This is a genomic window from Arhodomonas aquaeolei DSM 8974, assembly GCF_000374645.1.
Lineage (GTDB): Bacteria > Pseudomonadota > Gammaproteobacteria > Nitrococcales > Nitrococcaceae > Arhodomonas > Arhodomonas aquaeolei.
Genome location: NZ_KB894805.1, coordinates 167,578 through 182,190, shown reverse-complemented (window position 1 = coordinate 182,190; position 14,613 = coordinate 167,578). Strand labels below are relative to the sequence as shown.

Genomic DNA, 14,613 nt, shown 5'->3' with positions numbered 1-14,613 from the left:
CTGGCACGAGCGGCGCTTCCCCAACACCGCCGCGGGCGTGCAGGCCTGTCACCGCTGGCTCGAGTCACTCGGGCTCACCGAGGCGGTGGTGGCCCTGGAGGCCACGGGCATCTACAGCGAGCCGCTCGCCGAGCGCTTCTACGCCCTCGGCTACGGCGTGCACCTGCTCAACCCCGCGCAGGTCATCCACCACGCGCGCTCTGAGCTGCAGCGCGCGAAGACCGATCGGATCGATGCCCGTAGCGTCAGCGAGGTGGCCCAGGCCAAGACGCTCCCCTTCTGGGCGCCCGTGAGCGCAACCATGCACGAGCTGCGCGAGCTCCACCGCCACCTGCGCGGACTGTTCTGGTCAAGTGAAAACGGACACTCCCTTACGCAATAGCGGCGAGTTCCTTTTCCCGCGGCGTGAGGTCGCCGAGGGCGGAATGGAAGCGCTCGCTGTTGTAGTCCAGTTCGATGTAGTGGATGACGTCGCCTCGGGCCTGCTCCAGGGTCCGATAGCGCTGGGTATCGGTCCACTCGCTCTTTAGTGAACCGAAGAAGCGTTCCATCACCGAGTTGTCCCAGCAATTTCCCTTCCGACTCATCGAGGCGGTCACGCCGTGATGTTCAAGCAGCTGGCGGTACTCGTGACTGGCATATTGACTGCCGCGGTCGGAATGATGGAGCAGCCCCTGCGGCGGCTGACGCCTTCCAAGCGCCATTTCAAGGGCGTCCCGGACCAATCCCGTACGCATGTGCCCGGCCATTGCCCAGCCCACTACCTGACGATCGTGTAGATCGAGCACTGCCGCCAGATACAGCCAACCTTCCAGCGTCCAGATCGCGGTGATGTCGGCGCACCACACACGGTTTGCTGCGGCCACCTGGAACTGCCGCGCCAGATGGTTGGGTGCGAGGGGCCGACCATGGCCGCTGTCCGTCGTCACCCGGTGACGACGGCGCTGACGGCACTCCACGCCGGCCTCCCGCATCAGGCTGCGCGCTCGATAACGTCCCACCGCATGGCCCTCGCGCCGCAGGGCCAGACTCATGCGTCGACTCCCGTAACTGCCGCGCTTGCGCGCGTGGATCGCCTGTACCCGCTCGATCAGATGCGCCCGCACGGGATCGTGACCGTCACGCCGGCTCCAGTCGTAGAATCCGCTGCGTGAGACCCGCAGCACCCGACACAGTACACTGACCGGAAAGCTTGCCTTCTCCACCTCGATGAACCGATATCTCAGTTCGACTCGCTGGCGAAGAAGGCCGCCGCCTTTTTCAAAATGTCTCGCTCCATCCGAAGCTTACGCACCTCCTCGCGGAGCCGGCGCAGCTCCCCTTCCTGCTCCCCAGCGCTGGGCGCTACCGCCTTGGGGCCTTGTTGACCACGCAACTCTCGCCGCCAGCGGGTCAGGCAGCTACGCTCCACCCCCAGACGTCGCGAAACCTCGCTCAGACCGTATCCTTCCTCTTCCAGCACTCGCACCGCGTCAGCCTTGAATTCAGCCGAATAATGCCGTCTTGTTCGTGAACTCATCGTTTCCTCCAGTTCAACCAAGTGTGGCTTAACTGGAGTGTCCGTCGCCATTGGACCAGTTCAGACTGCGCCACTCACGCGCCCAGCTCTACAACCGCCTCGAGACCCAGGGCGAGACCACCCGGGCCTCGCTGCAGCGCCTGCTCGAGGCCTATGACGCCGAAATCCGCGAGACCCGAGAACGCCTGCAGACACTGATCCGTGCCTGCGACGAGCTCAACGACGCCGCCCAACGCCTCGCCAGCATCCCCGCCGTGGGCGAGACGCTCATCGCCGAGCTGCTGGTGCGTCTGCCCAAGATCCAGTGCTGCCGTCGCGCCCAGTCGCTCGTCGCCTTCGCCGGGCTCGACCCCAGGCCCTACGAGTCAGGCACCAGCGTGCGTGCCCCGCGCCGGATCTCCAAATGCGGCGACGCCGCCCTGCGCAAGGCGCTGTACTTCCCTACCCTGTGCGCGATGAAGCACAATCCCGTGATCCGCGCCTATGTCGAGCGGCTCAAACAGCGTGGCGTAAGAGGCAAATCCCTCGTGTGCGCCGCCGCCAGAAAGCTCCTCCACCTCATCCACGGCGTGCTCAAGTCCGGCAAACCCTTCGATCCCAACATCCCCTTGCAGGCTCAAGGCTAAGACGGTATCTACGGGAACTGGAGCTGCCCGGCACACGAAACGCTCCCCCGGCCCGCTGCACTGCGGCAGTGGCGGCGGGAACGCGCGTAGTTCGTGCGCCGCAGGCGTGCGACATTCCGGCTCGGTCATTGAAGGCGTCGCACACGGCCCGCGGCCGTGCACGACCTACCGGTCTTCTGCTCCGGAAACATGCAAGGTCGGCTGCTCCCGGCAGCCGACAAACCGGACTGCCGCACACGCACACGGCGGCAACGGCTCAGATATGCAGTGACACGGCCCTCCATAGCACCGGGAAGCCGACGAGAACGGCCAGCCACATAAGGATGGTGTCCGAGAACCGGTCGAGCAGCCAGAAATAGGGGAGCGCGACCCCACCCGCAATGGCCGCTTTCAGCAGTGCCGGCACGACCCCCACCTGGAAGACCAGACCGAGGACGAAGGAGACCCCCGAATACGCCACCGCTAGCAGCACGAGCCGCCGGTACAGGGTCACGAGCCAGCCGAAGCCCACCAGCATCAACAGGCCCATGAGGGTCCCCGCTCCACCGTCCGGCCAAAAGTACGGGGTTTCCGCGGCGCCCGTGCGCACACCCCGGGCCCGCGATGGCCGCGTGGCCCGTCGACACTCATCCGGGGCCTTCTCGCGACAAGGCTAGGTGTGATTCCTCGCGCCCCCGACGTGGGCCACGATCTCGCGCACCAGCGGCTTCATGAAGTAGCTGTCCGCGGGCACCAGTGCCGGCGGGAACCCCCGCGCCGACAGCGTCTCCGCCACCACGGGCCCCACGGCGGCGATCACCGTCGCCGCCAGGCCCCGCGCCAGGGCCGCCTCGCGGCCGGTGGCCGCGGCGCAGGCAAACAGCCGCTCCACCTGGGTCTTGCTGGTAAAGGCGAGGACGTCCACCCCGCCTTCGGCGAGGCCGTCGACCAGCGCGACCACCCGGTCGTCCCGGGCAGCGTCCGTGTAGACGTATGGCGCCACGGGCAACGTCACGGCCCCGCGGCCGGCAAGGTAATCCAGGAGCTGCGGGTTCGGGGCCCCATAGAGCTGCACGCCCACCCGGCGGCCCTCCAGCGCCTCGCGCTCCAGGGTGGCGATGACGCCGGTGGTGGTGGGGGTGTCCGCGGCAACATCGGCACGCAGGCCGATCGCGCGCAGCGCCCGGGCGGGCTTTGGGCCACGGGTGAGCTTGCAGGCAGTCTCCAGACGGCCGACGAAGGCATCCCGCCGGCCCTCGCGCTCGGCAAAATCCAGCAACCGGTACAGCCCCTCGCCGGTGAGCAGCAACAGCCAGTCCAGGCCCTCCGCCGCCACATCGTCGAGCCAGCGCACGACCGCATCCCGGTCCGGGGTGTCCTCGATGCCCACGAGCGGGCACGGCCACGTGGTCGCGCCGCGCTCCTCGAGCATACGGGCAAACAGTGCGAGCTGCCGGCTCTCCGGCAGTGCCACGGTCACTCCGCGCAATGGCTCGTTCATATCGACTCCGTATCCTTCGCCTCGTGCACCCAGTCTACCGTCGGGCCGGGCCCGCACGAATCGACGGGAACCCGTGCATGGGAGACGATGTCGGCTATGCTCGGGAGATTGACACACACGCGGGGGCTGCGCGGCGGAAGCGCCATGCCGGTCACGCGGGTTGCGGGCATCCGGAACGGGCCGTTCCGGCCGTAATCCGTTGCAGCGCGGCCCCGGGAGAGATCAACGGCAGGGGTCTGCCATGTACGAACCCGGTGAGATGTACGCCATCGCCGAGGAAAGCCCGGGGCCGCCCCGGGGCTTCGCCGATCTCGTCGAGCGCCTGATCGCACTGGCGCATACGCGGCGACGGCTTTCCATCGAATCCATGCTCACGGCGAGCGGGCAGCGCTCGTTCGGCCCGCTGCTGCTACTCGCCGGGCTGATCGCGACCTCGCCGTTGAGCGGCATCCTCGGCATACCTACCCTCACCGCCGTGATCGTGCTGCTCGTGGCCGGGCAGATGCTCGCCGGTCGCGGCCATATCTGGCTGCCCGAATGCATCCTCGCCCGGACGCTGCCCGCGGCGACCACGGCGCGGGCCCTGCGTAGCATTCGTCGCCCGGCCGCCGTGATCGACCGGCTGCTTCACCCGCGGCTGACCCTGCTCACGGCGGGCACCGGCAACCGGCTGATCGCCTGCGCCTGCGCGGTGATCGCCATCTCCATGCCGCCGCTGGAACTCTTTCCCTTCGCGGCCACCTCCGCCGGCATCCTGATCACCCTGCTCTCCCTGGCGGTGATCGCCAACGACGGGCTCATCGCCCTGATCGCCCTCGTCCTGGCAGCACTGATACCCGCGACGGTGGCGACGCTCGCGGCGCAGGTGTAAAAGCGCCTATCAGCCCTCGGGCGCGCGGACTAACGGGGCGGCAGCAGATCCTGGGCGAGGATCCCGTCGCGCCAGCGCAGCATCTCGGCGATCAACCGCCGGTGGCAGCGGTTGGGATCGCGCTCGTAGCACATGATGCACGCGACCTCGGAGCGCACCAGACTCGACAACTCCGCCAGGGCCTGCCGCGCTGCAGCAGTGTCCAGGTGTTCGCGGTAGAGGCGTTCGAAGGTCGCCATGTCGCCGACCTTCGCCGCCGCCTGGGCGGGCCGTGGCGTACCCAGCTCCGGGCGGCTCAGGTAGCGGATCCCGTGCTCCGCCATGCCGGCATCGAGGTGCTTGAGGGCGAACACGCGGCGACGGGAGTGGGGACTCAGCCGTACGTCCACGAGGACGTTCACTCCCGCGTGTGCCAGCGTATCGATGAACGCGGCCAGTGAGGCACGCTCGTAGCCGATGGTGAAGAGCCGGCTCAATCCCACCTCCGATGACCGCTCAGGACACCGTCGCCGCAGTATGCCACGGCAAACCGCTGCACCGCTGAGCCGGCGCGCGTCGTAACCGCAGGACCGGGAAGGGAGGACCTCCGCATGATCGTGGCAGGCGCGGACGGCTGCCGGGGACGCTGGCTCTGTGTGTGGGGCGATCCGGGAAAACCCGGGGCGCTCCGGGCGGCGGACCGGGCGGCCCGACGCCGCCTCGGCCGCCCCCGAAGCAGCAGCGTGTTCCCCGCCCCGCTCCGCGGGATGCTCGCCGCCGGCGACTACGCCGAGGCCTGCCGCATCGGGCGGGCACGCGCCGACCGGGCCCTGTCACGACAGGCCTGGCAGATCGTGCCCCTGACCGCGGCGATGGACGCATTCATGCTGGCCGCCCCGGGCGTCAGCGCTGGGTCCGCGAGGCGCACCCGGAACTGGCCTTCCAGGCATGGAATGCAGGTGTGGCGATGGCACACGGCAAGAGACGCCCCGCCGGGCGGGCCGAGCGTGAGGCGCTGGTGGAAACGGCCCTCCCCGGCGCCCTGGCCGCGCTTCCCATGCAACTGGTCGGCCGGGATTACGCCGCGGACGACCTGCTGGACGCCGTGGCATGCCTGCGCACCGCTGCACGGATCGCTGTGGGCGAGGCAGAGTGCCTGCCCGCCGACCCCGAACGGGATGCCCGCGGGCTGACCATGGAGGTCATGGTGTAGGCCCGCCCCGCGCGAACGGGGCGGGCCCGGTACCGCGGCCGGAACCTACTGGGCGAGTTCCTCGAGCTGGCCGCTGGCCGCCTGCTGCAGCACCCGCGGGGTAAAGCTGTCGGCGGTGAGCTTCGGCGTGTTGAGCTTGTCGGCGACGATGTCGATGTAGGTCGCCCGCTCGCGCTGGAAGTCGATCGCCTGGGTGTGGATGAAGCCCAGCCCCGGTGCACCGTTACCGGCGGTGATCGGACCGTAGGACTGCCGCCACATGCGCCAGAAGTCACCCTTCTTGTCGTAGATCTCGCTGTGATACATCAGCGGATAGTCGGTGTCCATGTACAGGACCTTCTTGCCGTAGGGGTGCTCCTCCGGCGGAGTGGCCTCGATGACGAACACCTCCTGGGGACGCCAGGTCACGTTGATCGGGTTCCAGTACGGCGGCTCCATGGCCACCTCTTTCTCCAGCGGGTACTCCTCGTTGGGGTTGTGGGCATCTGTGACGGTAAGGATGTAGCGGCGGTCGACGACCTTCCAGTTCTTGTACCAAAGCGGGTAGGCGTTAACGCCCTGGTTGTCGTCGTTGAGCAGATCCATCTTGGGCTGCGGGTCCATCCAGGACTGACCGCCCGCCACGCGCCGGGTACGGCGGATGGACTTCACGTACACCCAGGCATCGTCCGCCTTGCCGGTGTTGTACTGCTTGGTGAAGATGCCGAGGCCGGCGACGTCGTAGGGCTCGGTGAGCACCAGCAGGTAGTTGGCGTGCTCGTCCTCGTTGCCCAGGCTCACGGGCTCGCGGGTCGTACGACCCTCCATGAGCATCTTCGCGCTCACGGCCGTGAAGCGGTCGACGACGCCGGAGTCCGCCTCCATCACGCGGGTGTCGCCGATGGCGATCCAGTTATCGCCCATGATCGGGTTGGCGTAGTAGTGGTTCCAGGCGAGCTTGTAGCCGGCGTTCGGGTCATCCTCGGAGACGTTCGGGAAGGGGATACCCGCCACGTAGCCCTCGACCTTCTTCGTCTCGGGGTTGAGCGTGGCCTTGCCGGCGTACTTCTCGGTGGCCTCGAAATAGGCCGGATCCAGCTCCGGCTCCCTGGCCTTGCCGAGCTTCATGGTCAGCCCGTAGTCCCTGATCCACATCTCGAAACGGTCGGTGATCATGTCGCCGATCCGGACGCCATCCAGGGTCCTGTCCTTGAGCGTGTCGTAGTTGTCGGCGCTGAGCACCGTGCCCTCGGCGACCTCCCCGGCGACCGCCGGGGTGGCCAGCGAGCCGGCCAGGGCGGCCAGAAGCGCCGACGAGAGCAGCCTGCGTTTCACTGCGATGGTCATGTCGTTTCCTCCTCGGCCGGCAGGGCCTGTCAGAACTGGTAGGTGATCCGGGTGTAGAACTGGTCGGCCCCGTCGAAGGAACCGAAGAGGCTGTTGCCCCCGGCGTTGCCCTGGTGGCGGCCGCCGTAGAAGAGATCCAGCTCGTGCTTGATGCGCCAGTGGCGGCCGATCTGCCACTCCACGGACGGCACCACCACGCCGCCGCCGTTACTGGCGTCATGGACGAGCACCAGCTGCCCGGTGATGGTGTCGTGGCGGTACGGCAGGGTGAGGATGCCGGTCAGCCAGGTGGTGTTCTCGTCCTCCGTGCTGCCGAAGGCGTTACGCACCGTTTCCGGGTCGGCACGGTCCTGGCTGTGGCCGTCGATGTAGGTGTTGAAGGCCTGCAGGCTCAGCGTGCTCGAATTGCTGGTGCCCAGCACGTCCTGCAGCCGCAGGCTGGTGTCCAGGCCAAACATCAGCCGGTAGGTGTCATGCTCGGTGACGCCGAGGCTGAAGTTGTTGTAGGGCTGGTCCGGCACGTAGGCCAGCTCGGCACGGTAGACGCTGTCGATGCCCGGAATGTAGCCACTCAGCGTCCCGCCGAAGATGTCGATCTCCGGGTAGACGAAGGCCAGGTTGTTGGGCGCGTCCGGCCGCGTGGTCGGATACAGGACCGGGTTCTGCCCCTGGGTGTGGTAATAGTTCAGGCTGTAGGAGATGCCGTCGTACTCGCCGAAGGCCCCCGACCAGCGGAAACCGTAGTGCGGATCATCCGTGTCGCCCTCGGAGTGGTGGTACTCGATGGGAAACACCGTGCCCTGGAGGTTGAAGCCGCGGTTGCCGAGCCCGGCCCAGCGCCCGCCGAACAGGTCGTAAGTGTTGCCCACCTGGTCACCCGCGTCCCAGCCCGGGCGGAAGAGCAGCTGCAGCTCACCGGTGAGCTCGGGGACCCGGATATTGACGTTGGCCAGCGTCAGCGGCTTGCGCCAGTTCTCGTTCTCCGGCTCCAGGAAGGAGCGCCAGGACTGGTCGTAGCCGTGGACCACGTCCATGGCCTGGAAGAAGTCCGTCTCCCCCCAGACGACCTGCTGCTTGCCGAGCCGCATGAAGATGCGGTCGGTGGGGTTGAGGTCGACGTAGAACTCGCGCATGGAGAGCTCGTTGAGCTCGTCCTGGAAATCGGCGCGGTTCCCGGTCTGTGCGGTCCGGTCCTCGAGCCGGTCGAGGTAGTTGGTCATCACCTCGTAGCTGGCGCGGCCGATCGCCGTCACCCGCGCCGGGCCGACATCACCCCGTGCCTGCAGCAGCGCCGTGGTGCGCGCCATGGACAGATCGCCCTTGTCGTCCGTCGTCGTCTCGGGGACATCGTTGAGGTTCCAGCTGAGGTACTCGCGGACATAGCCGTTGACGTCGAACCCGCCGATCTCCGCCGCGGATACCGTTCCCGTAAACCCGAGCGACAGTGGCAAAACCACCCCCGCGACCCCCGGCGCAATCCACCGTGTTGATGCCTTCATCGTTGTGGCCTCCCGTCTTCCGGTATTTCTCGTGTCGTTGTCGTCCGCAGCGTCCGAGGCGGTCCCCCGCCAGTGCCCGGGCTCACTGCGGCTCACTCTCCCCCTTCCTGGCTCGTACCGGCGGCGCCTCCCTTCGCCACCGCCCCGCCATCGCCTCACCGCCGGGCGGCGGCACGCGCGGGTGTCTGCTCGGTCACGTCCGCCTCGCCCGCGTCCCGCCCGGCCGAGGCGTCCTCGGTGTATGCCTCCTCGCCCTCGGGCACCGCCGTGTCACCGGCGACGCCGAAGATGAAGCGCGGACGGATCAGGTAGATCATCGAGGGGATGACCACCAGGGCACTGATGGCGGAGACGCTCATCCACAGCGCGATGAGCAGCCCCATCTCGGCCTGGAAACGCAGCGAGGAGAAGAAGTACCAGAGCACCACCGAGGCGATCATGGTCGCCGCGGTGATGATCACGCCGCGCCCGGCGGTCAGCAGCGCGAAGCGGATGCTCCGCTCGGCACTGCCGGTATGGGCGAAGCCTTCGCGGATGCGGTCGGCAATGTAGAACGCATAGTCCACGCCGAGGCCTATGCCGAGGGCCGCCACCGGCAGGGTGTTCACGTTCAGGCCGATGCCCTGCCAGCTCATGAAGCTGAACGTGATGGTGTTGGACAGCACCACCAGCGGCAGGAAGAACAGGCCGGCCTGCGGCGAGCGGTAGGCCAGCGCGCAGAACGTGAAGAGCACCAGCAGCGCCAGCGCGATGCTCTGGATCTGGCCCGAGAAGATCACCTCGTTGACCGCGGCCAGCACGCCGATCAGCCCGCCCGCGAGCCGGTAGTGCACGCCTTCCACCGGGTGCTCGTCGGCGAAGTCCTTCACCGCCTGCACCGCGGTACGGATGGTGTCGCCCTGGTGGTTGCGGAACGCCATCTGGACGGCACCGTTTTGGTACTTGGTGTCGGCAAAACGTGCGATATCCCCCGGATCCGAGCCGGACAGGGCAATGAACAGGATCTCGCCGTTTACCATCTTGCTGTCGCCGATCTTGAAGTAACGGGGATTGCCCTCATGGAGGATCATATTGACCGGCCGGATCACGTCGGCCAGCGACTGGGTGCCGCCGACACCGTCCTGCGCCTCCATGTAGGCCTGGAAGCGAGTGATATTGCGCAGCACGTCCGGGCGTTTTAGGGTGTCCTCCTTGTCGCCCTCGACGGCGACGAACATGCGATTGCTGCCCGGAAAGCGCTCGTTGATGGCCGCGTCCGCCTGGTTGTACTCGGAATCGGGCCAGAGGATGGGCGAGCCGGGATTGGCATCGCCGACCTTAATGTCGCGGGCGTACCAGCCGGAGACGGCGAGCACGAGCAGCGCCACGCCGAGCACGGCTAGGGCACTCCCCCGGCGGGTCGTCAGCCGGGTGCAGCCCCCGAGGAAGGCGGTCATCGCCCCGTCCGCGCCCACGTCCACGAGCCGCCGCTCATGGCCGGCACGCACCCACGACAGGGCCACCGGGATCATGATGATCGTCCCGATCACCATCGCACCGATCCACATCGCGCCGATGACCGCCGCCTTCTCCAGCAGCGGGATGGGGGTGAGCGCCACCACGAGCATGGCACCGGCGTCCGTCGCCAGCCCGAGCAGGCCGGGGCGGAAGAGCTTGTGCAGCGTGATCTCCGCGGCGCGGCGCGCGTCCAGCACGCCGTTGCGGCGCTCGTTGTCGAAGCCCGCGTTGAGCTGGACGGCGTGGGATATCGCCCGCGCGGAGATCAGGAAGGTGATCACCACCGCCAGCGGGTCCAGGTTGATCCCCAGCAGGCTGATCGTGCCGAGCACCCACACGCCGGTGACGGCGCTGGAGACCAGTGGCAGCAGCATCCCGCGCAGCGTGCCCTTGGTGATGAGCAGGATCAGCGCGATCGCGAGCACGATCATGCCGACGATGCGGAGGGTCTCCGGCAGGTGCTCGATCACCAGCCCGGCGAGTACCGGCTGGCCGACCATGCGGACCTCCAGGCCGTCACGGCGGGCCCGGTTAACCACCTCCTCGAGCTGGGGATAGACCTTGCCGTAATCGATCAGCCGGTCGATGAAATCGACCGTGATGATTGCCGCCTTGAGGTCCCGCGAGACGTACTGGCCGTAGACCGTGGGGTTGGCAATGACGGCCTCGCGCAGGGCCTTCACGCCCTCCTGGTCCTGGGGCAGGTCCGGCCACATCAGCGGCAGCGACTCGATGCCGTAGGTCGAGGCGCGCACGTTCTTGAGCTTCTTGGTGGCCAGCGAGACGATCTGGAACTGGTTGACCGCGTCGACCTGCTGGAGATCCCGGGTGACCTGCTGGATGGTGCGCAGCACCGGCAGCCGGAAGATGTCCCCCTTGTCCACCCGCACCATGATCGTCACGGAGTTTGCCCCGCCGAAGGTCTCCTTGTAGCGCTCGTTGGTCTGGATATAGGGGTGCCCGGCGGGCTGGAGGTCGGTGAAGATGGTGCGCACGTCCAGCCGCGTGGCAAACACGCCCATCACCGCCGTCACCACCACCATCACGGCCATGAACACCACCCGGTGGCGGATGCATGCCCTGGCGATACGCTCAACCATTACGGGAGGCCTCCTCGTCGTTTTCCGGGGCCGGCCGGCTGTGGAAGGCACGCCATTGCCCGTCGGCGAGCGTCCCCAGCGTCTGGCCGGTGATGTAGGTATGGCCGGCCACCGCGGTCACCTCCGTGTACCAGCCGAAGTTGCCCGCGGCGATTGATCCGGCCGTCCAGCGCTCGCCGTCCGCGTTCCCCGTCACCAGGGCGCCACCGTTGCCCACGGCGATGTAGCGAGCGCCGTCCCAGGCGACGTCAAACAGGTGCGCCCCGGTCCCGGCCTTGCGGGTTTGCCAGTGCGTGCCGCCGTCCGAGGTGGTGAGAACGGTGCCGGAGAGGCCCACGGCAACCGCGTGACCGGCATCCCTGAAGGTCACCGCCATCAGGCTCGAATCCGTGGGCGAGTCCACCTCCTCCCAGCTAGCCCCGTCGTCACCGGAGCGCTTTATCGTGCCGAACTCGCCGACCAGCCAGACGGTCCCGTCCGGCGCCACGGTGACGTCGTTCCAGCCGATGTCCTGTTTCGGGTGGGTCAGCCGCCAGCTGCGGCCGCGGTCGTCGCTCACCAGCACCACGCCCATGGTCCCCGTGATCCAGGCCCGGCCCTGCGCGTCGATGCGCACGCGCAGGAACTGGTCACCGCCCCGGGGCCGGGTCGGCGCGTCCACCGCCTGCCAGTCGTCGCCGCCGTCCTGCGTGATCAGCACGGTGCCCTGGTCACCGGCGGCGACCGCGGTGTCCGCATCCCACGCGGCGATGTCCTGGATGTGGTGGAACACCGGGGTGTTCTGAGCATGCCAGTGCTCACCACCGTCCTCGCTGCGGATGATCTTCCCCGAACGCCCCGCCGCCCAGACGACGGCCCCGTCGTCCCCCGGCGCGGCCACGCCGTAGAAGTTGTCGCGGGGCTCGATCGCCGAGCGTCTGACCTCCGGGACATCCACCGCCGGCTTCACGAAGAAGGCGACGTAGAACAGTCCGGCGAGGATCAGCACCGAGAGCGTGATCTCCAGTGCATGGGCGAAGTGCCGTCTGGCCATGTGTCCTCCGGAACGGGGTGAGTGCGACGGATGATTTGATTCAGCCGGCGGCCGGCACGACGTCTCGCGCCGGTAACGCAGACCAGGGTGGACACACGGGGGCACGGCCGGCGCCGTGCAGGCAGGACAGGACCATGTTGTATCCTCCACTCCGCCATGGATCGGTTGCCACGGGGATCATGCTTGTCGTTGTGTGCGCCGGGCCCGCGGGGCGGGACAGCCCCGAATGCCGGGGCCCGATGCGATCCGGCGACAAATTTCGAGTAAATCGCCAGCGAATCGTTACGGGTTTATCTAATACCTAAACCTTTTAGACGTCAACCTCTGAGTCATGAAATCATTCCGGCGCGACCGGCAGTGCCTGGACGGGCGGACACGGGGGATACGGCGGGTCACCTCGACGACCCTCGACAGGCGCGCGCAAATACCTGAAGATACGCGCCCATTCTCCGGCACCGAGGCCCCCGGCAACGTGATCGACAAGCTCCGCAACATCGCCATCATCGCCCACGTGGACCATGGCAAGACCACCCTCGTGGACAAGCTCCTGCAGCAGTCCGGCACCCTGGCCACCCGGGGCGACGCGCCGGAACGCGTCATGGACTCCAACGACCTGGAGCGCGAGCGCGGCATCACGATCCTGTCGAAGAACACCGCCATCCAGTGGGGCGAGTACCGCATCAACATCGTCGACACCCCCGGCCATGCCGACTTCGGCGGTGAGGTCGAGCGCGTGCTATCGATGGTGGACTCGGTGCTGCTGCTCGTGGACGCGGTGGACGGGCCGATGCCGCAGACGCGCTTCGTCACTCAGAAGGCGCTGGCCCAGGGCTTCCGCCCCATCGTGGTGATCAACAAGATCGACCGCCCCGGCGCGCGCCCGGACTGGGTACTCGACCAGACCTTCGACCTGTTCGACAACCTCGGCGCGGACGACGACCAGCTCGATTTCCCGGTGATCTACGCCTCGGCGCTCAACGGCTACGCGAGCATGGACGCCGATGCCCGCGAGGGCGACATGACGCCGCTGTTCGAGGTCATCCGCGACCGCGTCTCCGCTCCCACGGTGGATCCCGAGGGGCCGTTCCAGATGCAGGTCAGCTCGCTGGACTACAGCAGCTACGTCGGCGTGATCGGCATCGGCCGTATCAAGCGTGGCCGGGTGCGCCCCAACCAGCAGCTCACGGTCGTCGACCGCGACGGCAACCGCCGCAACGCCCGCCTGCTGCAGGTGCTCGGCTTCCTGGGGCTGGAGCGCGTCGAGGTGGACGAGGCCCAGGCCGGCGACATCATCGCCTTCACCGGCGTCGACGGCGTGCACATCTCCGACACCCTCTGCGATCCCAAGACCCCCGAGGCGCTGCCGGCGCTCACCGTGGACGAGCCCACGGTGAGCATGACCTTCCAGGTCAACACCTCGCCGTTCGCCGGACGCGAGGGCAAGTACATCACCTCCCGCCAGATCCGCGAGCGCCTGGAGCGCGAGCTCCAGCACAACGTCGCCCTGCGCGTGGAGGAGACCGACGACCCGGAGAAGCTGCGGGTCTCCGGCCGCGGCGAGCTCCACCTCGCGGTGCTGATCGAGAACATGCGCCGCGAGGGCTACGAGCTCGGCGTCTCCCGGCCCGAGGTCATCGTCCGCGAGGTCGACGGCGTGAAGCAGGAGCCTTACGAGCAGCTCACCGTCGACACCGAGGAAGACTACCAGGGCGCGGTGATGCAGAAGCTCGGCGAGCGCGGCGGCGAGCTCACCAACATGCTCCCGGACGGCAAGGGCCGCGTGCGCCTGGACTACACCATCCCCGCCCGCGGGCTGATCGGCTTCCGCACGGAATTCCTCACCGCGACCTCCGGGACCGGGATGATGTACCACGTCTTCGACCACTACGGGCCGGTGAAGACCGGCGATTACGGCCAGCGCATCAACGGCGCGATGATCGCCAACGCCCCCGGCAAGGCCATCGCCTACGCCCTGTTCAACCTCCAGGGCCGCGGCCAGATGCTGATCGGCCCGGGCGACGAGGTCTACGAGGGCATGGTCATCGGTATCCACAACCGGGACAACGACCTGGTCGTCAACCCGATGAAGGCCAAGCAGCTCACCAACGTGCGCGCCGCCGGCTCGGACGAGAACATCATCCTCACCCCGCCGACACGCTTCACGCTGGAGCAGGCGCTCGAGTTCATCGACGACGACGAGCTCGTCGAGGTCACCCCGGTGGCCGTGCGCCTGCGCAAGAAGCTGCTCACCGAGAACGAGCGCAAGCGCGCCTCCAAGAAGGTGAGCAACGGCTGAGACCGGGGGCAGCCGCACCGGCCAACCCGCCGGGGATCCCGGTGCGGGAGGCCGGCCCCGGGTGAAGCGTCAAGTCCGTCACGGGGGATGTCGGCTGCCGTGAGCAGCCGACCTACGTGACCGGTCACCGCCGGGCCTCTGCTGTAGGTCGTGCGCCGCAGGCGTGCGACATCC

Annotated in this window: 11 protein-coding genes and 2 pseudogenes; 5 read left to right on the top strand and 8 right to left on the bottom strand. The window is 67.8% G+C overall.

Annotation, left to right across the window (positions count from 1 at the left end; all coding sequences use genetic code 11):
• Positions 1-382: IS110 family transposase (locus C516_RS0108715; protein ID WP_018717990.1), on the top strand; the 382-nt coding region annotated here is incomplete at its 5' end.
• Here C516_RS0108715 and C516_RS0108710 read toward each other — a convergent pair.
• Positions 372-1,519, bottom strand: a pseudogene (locus C516_RS0108710) (IS3 family transposase). The gene C516_RS0108715 and the pseudogene C516_RS0108710 overlap by 11 nt on opposite strands.
• A 50-nt stretch (positions 1,520-1,569) precedes the next feature.
• Here C516_RS0108710 and C516_RS19100 point away from each other — a divergent pair.
• Positions 1,570-2,145: an IS110 family transposase gene (locus tag C516_RS19100; protein WP_018717987.1), complete on the top strand. Its 576-nt coding sequence runs from the start codon at positions 1,570-1,572 to the stop codon at positions 2,143-2,145.
• A gap of 256 nt (positions 2,146-2,401) precedes the next feature.
• Here the strand turns inward: C516_RS19100 and C516_RS0108695 are convergent, their stop codons facing one another.
• Complete coding sequence (locus C516_RS0108695) at positions 2,402-2,674, bottom strand: hypothetical protein (RefSeq protein ID WP_018717986.1); 273 nt, start codon at positions 2,672-2,674, stop codon at positions 2,402-2,404.
• Between the two features lie 123 nt (positions 2,675-2,797).
• Positions 2,798-3,625, bottom strand: a complete 828-nt coding sequence (locus tag C516_RS0108690; protein WP_018717985.1) for a uroporphyrinogen-III synthase — start codon at positions 3,623-3,625, stop codon at positions 2,798-2,800.
• A gap of 241 nt (positions 3,626-3,866) precedes the next feature.
• Here C516_RS0108690 and C516_RS0108685 point away from each other — a divergent pair, with 241 nt between their 5' ends.
• Positions 3,867-4,496: an exopolysaccharide biosynthesis protein gene (locus C516_RS0108685; RefSeq protein ID WP_018717984.1), complete on the top strand. Its 630-nt coding sequence runs from the start codon at positions 3,867-3,869 to the stop codon at positions 4,494-4,496.
• A 29-nt stretch (positions 4,497-4,525) separates the two neighbouring features.
• Here the strand turns inward: C516_RS0108685 and C516_RS0108680 are convergent, their stop codons facing one another.
• Complete coding sequence (locus C516_RS0108680; protein WP_018717983.1) at positions 4,526-4,972, bottom strand: DUF488 domain-containing protein; 447 nt, start codon at positions 4,970-4,972, stop codon at positions 4,526-4,528.
• A 114-nt stretch (positions 4,973-5,086) separates the two neighbouring features.
• Between C516_RS0108680 and C516_RS20795 the strand changes: the two are divergent.
• A pseudogene (locus C516_RS20795) lies at positions 5,087-5,688 on the top strand (DUF429 domain-containing protein).
• A 45-nt stretch (positions 5,689-5,733) separates the two neighbouring features.
• Here C516_RS20795 and C516_RS0108670 read toward each other — a convergent pair.
• From C516_RS0108670 to C516_RS19075, 4 genes are all read right to left on the bottom strand, one after another.
• Positions 5,734-7,014, bottom strand: coding sequence for a DUF1329 domain-containing protein (locus C516_RS0108670; protein ID WP_018717981.1), 1,281 nt, complete (start codon positions 7,012-7,014; stop codon positions 5,734-5,736).
• 29 nt (positions 7,015-7,043) lie between these two features.
• Positions 7,044-8,513: a DUF1302 family protein gene (locus tag C516_RS19090; RefSeq protein WP_156831175.1), complete on the bottom strand. Its 1,470-nt coding sequence runs from the start codon at positions 8,511-8,513 to the stop codon at positions 7,044-7,046.
• A 155-nt stretch (positions 8,514-8,668) separates the two neighbouring features.
• Positions 8,669-11,110 (bottom strand): efflux RND transporter permease subunit, encoded by a 2,442-nt coding sequence (locus C516_RS19080; RefSeq protein WP_018717979.1) that lies wholly within the window; start codon positions 11,108-11,110, stop codon positions 8,669-8,671.
• Complete coding sequence (locus tag C516_RS19075) at positions 11,103-12,143, bottom strand: WD40/YVTN/BNR-like repeat-containing protein (RefSeq protein ID WP_018717978.1); 1,041 nt, start codon at positions 12,141-12,143, stop codon at positions 11,103-11,105. Before C516_RS19075 ends, C516_RS19080 begins: the two co-directional genes overlap by 8 nt.
• A 472-nt stretch (positions 12,144-12,615) precedes the next feature.
• On the opposite strand from C516_RS19075, the gene typA reads away from it, so the two are divergent.
• Positions 12,616-14,439 (top strand): translational GTPase TypA, encoded by a 1,824-nt coding sequence (typA, locus tag C516_RS0108650; protein ID WP_018717977.1) that lies wholly within the window; start codon positions 12,616-12,618, stop codon positions 14,437-14,439.
• The last annotated feature ends 174 nt before the right edge of the window (positions 14,440-14,613 follow it).